This is a genomic window from Allobosea sp. P1_A7 (assembly GCF_056406775.1).
The window spans coordinates 1-3,817 of sequence record NZ_JBFTZN010000475.1 but is presented as its reverse complement, the minus strand read 5'-3'; the positions used below and the strand labels follow the sequence as shown (position 1 = coordinate 3,817).

Annotated in this window: 6 protein-coding genes and 1 pseudogene; 3 read left to right on the top strand and 4 right to left on the bottom strand. The window is 65.6% G+C overall.

The genetic code is table 11. The annotated features are described in order from the left end of the window. The 3 genes from AC1D34_RS36525 to AC1D34_RS36515 all read right to left on the bottom strand — a co-directional run. On the bottom strand, positions 1-385 hold a 385-nt coding region (locus AC1D34_RS36525), incomplete at its 3' end, for a PHB depolymerase family esterase (RefSeq protein ID WP_476826895.1). A 50-nt stretch (positions 386-435) separates the two neighbouring features. After that, positions 436-828, bottom strand: a complete 393-nt coding sequence (locus AC1D34_RS36520) for a CopG family transcriptional regulator (RefSeq protein WP_441508425.1) — start codon at positions 826-828, stop codon at positions 436-438. 143 nt (positions 829-971) lie between these two features. Further along, positions 972-1,475: a YciE/YciF ferroxidase family protein gene (locus AC1D34_RS36515; RefSeq protein ID WP_441493127.1), complete on the bottom strand. Its 504-nt coding sequence runs from the start codon at positions 1,473-1,475 to the stop codon at positions 972-974. 156 nt (positions 1,476-1,631) lie between these two features. Here AC1D34_RS36515 and AC1D34_RS36510 point away from each other — a divergent pair, with 156 nt between their 5' ends. From AC1D34_RS36510 to AC1D34_RS36500, 3 genes and pseudogenes are all read left to right on the top strand, one after another. Next, entirely contained in the window at positions 1,632-1,931 is a 300-nt protein-coding gene (locus tag AC1D34_RS36510; RefSeq protein WP_441493128.1) for a PepSY domain-containing protein, read from the top strand. Positions 1,932-2,020: 89 nt separating this feature from the next. Further along, positions 2,021-2,410, top strand: a pseudogene (locus AC1D34_RS36505) (hypothetical protein); the annotation flags it as partial. Between the two features lie 78 nt (positions 2,411-2,488). Further along, positions 2,489-2,974 (top strand): pyridoxamine 5'-phosphate oxidase family protein, encoded by a 486-nt coding sequence (locus AC1D34_RS36500; protein ID WP_441508424.1) that lies wholly within the window; start codon positions 2,489-2,491, stop codon positions 2,972-2,974. A 120-nt stretch (positions 2,975-3,094) separates the two neighbouring features. Here AC1D34_RS36500 and AC1D34_RS36495 read toward each other — a convergent pair. Next, on the bottom strand, positions 3,095-3,817 hold a 723-nt coding region (locus AC1D34_RS36495), incomplete at its 5' end, for an NAD(P)/FAD-dependent oxidoreductase (protein WP_476826894.1).

Here is a 3,817-nt window from a genome sequence, read left to right as displayed (position 1 = left end):
GGGATCCCCGCGCAAAATCATCGGGATCCTGCGTGCAGCCATGCAGCATCACGACGAGCGCGAGTTCGCGCCCGGCATGATCCGCCGGCACGTAGAGCTTGTAGGCCAGAGCTCCGGCGGCGCTGCGAAAGCTGCAGGAACGAAAGCGCCCGTCCTCCTCTGCCGGGCCAGGCTGGCGACGCGCCGTGCCGGGCTGATCGGCGACGCGCGCCTGTACAGTCCGAAGCGATTGCAAGACGTCACCGAGGCGGCGCGGGACGATCGACCCGGCCGTCCCCGTCTCGTCGCCGCCGGGTTCTTGCGGGGGCTGAACAGGCCGCCCGGCGAGCGCCTGCTGAATGGCCGCAGTCGCGCCTGCAACATCGGCGCCTCTCAGACGTGTCATGGYTTCGCCCACAGCGGAGCGGATGCGGATGTTCATGTCGCTGTGCCTTTTCATGCCAGTCGGTCGGCCAGGGCGGCCTTGATTTCGGGGGCGGCATGGAGCGCGCCGAGCACGGTCAGTGAGGCAATCGTCTCCCGCGCGAGGTCCGGCGAGACATCCGCTTCGATGACGGCGAGGCCGAGGACGCGGATCTCGAGGCGTTCGCCGGCGGCCTTGGCCGCTTCGAGATCGCGCCTCGTGAAGACGCGCAGGCCCAGCTCGAGAGAGAGCCGCGTCGTCGCCTGCGCGGCGACATCGGCATGGGTCGCGAGTTGGTTTCGCACCGCAGTGCGAATGAAGTCCGAGCGGTTCGAATAGAACCCGTCCCGGACGAGCAGGTCGATGCGCCCGAGATCGACGAAGCCGAGATTGAGCGTGAGCTTTTCGCTATCGGGCATTTTCATCTGGTCATCCATATACCATCCATAGGGATGGTATATGGATGGAATTGGCCGAAGCACAAGGGCATCGGGCGCCCCCTGTGCGAGATCGAGCCAAAGAAACGGCCCCGGCMGCCTTGGCCGCCGGGGCCGGATCGGCCGTTCGCTCAGGCCGCCTTGGCAACCGCTGCGGAATTGGCGGGCCCGCCAAGCTGCGTCAGGGCCTTGTCGGTCCTGGTCTCCTCGGCAAGGGTCGCGTCGAGCAGCTTGACGGCATCCTTGTGGCCGAGCTGCTGCGCCCATGCCTTCAGAGTGCCGTAGCGCGCCATCTCGTAATGCTCGACTGCCTGCGCGGAGGCGACGAGACCCGCATCCAGAGCCGGGCTGTCAGCATAGTCCTCCATCACGGCTTTGCCCTCCTCGAGAATGCCGAGGATGGCATCGCAGGTCTTGGCGCGCGGCGCCTTGCCGATCAGATCGAAGACCTCGCTCAGGCGTTCAACCTGGCCTTCCGTCTCGGCCCTGTGCGTCTCGAACGCCTTCTTGAGCTCGGGCGAAGTGGCGACCTTGGCCATCTTCGGCAACGCCTTCAGGATCTGCTTTTCCGCGTAATAGACGTCCTTGAGCATGTCGTGAAACAGCTCATCGAGTGGCTTCGGTGTTGTGGCCATCGGGTGTCCTCCAGCGATTTCAGGATAGCGCTGGCGAAACCGACGACGCAGCCATGTGTTCCACCCATCAGAAGTATTTATTTGCGGAACTCTCTGCCGGGGGTGCCGGTTGATACGACATCAGGACGTACAATCGCGAACCTGCGGAGAATTACCATGAAAAAGCTTCTCATCGCCTCTTTGATCGCCTCGACGACTGCTTTCGGAGCGCTTGCGCAGACCTCGACGACGTCGCCAATGCCGGCACCAAAGGCAGAGGCGGACAAGAACGCCCCGTTGCCGGGCGCAAACAGCTTCACCGAAGGCCAGGCCAAGAGCCGCCTTGAAGCCAATGGCTATTCGAACGTGACAGGCCTGAAGAAGGACGCAAACGGCGTCTGGAAGGGCACGGCCATGAATGCCGGCGCCAAGGTCGACGTCTCCGTCGACTATCGCGGCAACATCGTCCGCCACTGAGCGCCAGATCACTGAGCGCAGATCACTCGCCGCCGGCTCGCCCGGCGCCAGATCGCGCCTCCCGCTTTCTCAAAGCAAGAGAGTTGAACATGACCCGCACCATCACCCGTTCCTATGACAGCTATGAAACCGCTCTCTCGGTCGTCGAGCAACTCGAGGCCGCAGGCGTTCCCAGTCGCGATGTCAGCCTCGTCGGCCGACACAGCAAACCCGAGGAGAGCAATGCAGCCGAGGGCGCCGGGATCGGCGCCGGCGTCGGCGGCGCGGCCGGTCTGCTCGCCGGCCTCGGCATGCTCGCCATCCCGGGCATTGGCCCGGTGGTGGCAGCCGGCTGGCTCGCCTCAACCGCGGCCGGGGCGGTCGCCGGCGCGGCGGCCGGCGGGATCGTCGGGTCCTTTACCAGCGCCGGCGTCGACAAGGACGAGGCCGAATACCATGCCGAGACGGTGCGCCGCGGCGGCACGGTGATTGCGGTCAGGGCCGAGCCCGAGCACGAAGCCAACCCCGAACATGGCCATCACGCGGCCGTTCAACGCAAGGGAAGCAGGAGGAATGCCATGCCGACGCCAAGCGAACTGGAAGCAAAATTCTGGAAGGCCCTGAAGTCCGACATGACCGTCATGCTCGGCCTGGCCGGTTCCGAGCAGGGCCATACCCGCCCGATGACTGCGCAGCTCGAGGCCGATCATGGGCCCATCTGGTTCTTCGCCTCCCGCGACACCGAGCTGGTCAAGGCGCTGTCGGGCAGCAAGCCCGCGGCCTTCAGCCTGGTCTCGAAGGGCCATGACCTGTTCGTCTCGGTCGAGGGCGATCTCATGATCGACATGGACCGCCAGGTCATCGACCGGCTCTGGAACAGCTTCATCGCGGCCTGGTTCGAAGGCGGCAAGGATGACCCCAATCTCGCCCTGCTGCGCTTCGACCCGAGCAGCGCCGAGATCTGGGAGAACGCCAACAACCTGGTTGCCGGCATCAAGATGCTGCTCGGCGTCGACCCCAAGGACGACTACCGGGACAAGGTCGCCAAGGTCCGGCTGGGCTAAAGCATCGGCCCCAAAAGCCGATGCGGACACAAAAACCTAAAGCATCGGCCCGAAGGGTGGATTGCGGTTTTCGGGAAAGCCGATGCAAACACAAAGGGTTAGATCATCGGAGCGCGGCTCTCAGCGCGTTCCGATGCGCAGGCCGAAGAGTTTTGGGATCGCCGCTGCGGCGCTCATCGCGGAGCCAGCACGCTCGCCCCTTTCCTCGGCCTCCTCGCATCCAATGATGCCCCATCGCACCAGCCGGCCGCCGACGGCGCGGAACGGCTCGGGCGGAAGCGAGGGAAGGCTGCGGGTGCACAGCGGCAGGCTCGCCCAGTCGTCCCTGGCATTGAGGACCAGCGAGGCCAGGCATTGCCCGCCGATATAGGTCGGGTTCACGCCATGGCCGGAATAGCCGCAGCCATAATGGACGCGCGTGCCCGGCACGGTGCGGAAGAAGGGCAGCCGATCGGACGAGACGTCGATGCCGCCGCCCCAGATCTTGGCGATGCCGACATCGGCGAAGCCCGGCAGCAGCCTGCGCAGCCCCTTCTCGGCCCGAGCGGCCGAGGCGAGGTCGGTGGTCAGGCGCGGATCGCGGGCATTGCCGCCGAAGCTGATCGGGCCGGAGCCCGAGCCCATCAGGATGCGCCCGTCGACCGTCTTGCGGAAATAGTGGACGAACATCCTGAGATCCGCGAGCCCTTCATCGCGGGTCCAGCCCATTGCGGCGAGCTTCTCGGGCGCCGGATCGGTCATCAGCGCAAAGGAGGAGAACACGCTGACATGCGGCTTCACCTCCGGGCGCTTCGCCAGCTCGGTATTGGTGGCGAGCACGACCTCCCGGGCGATGATCTCGCC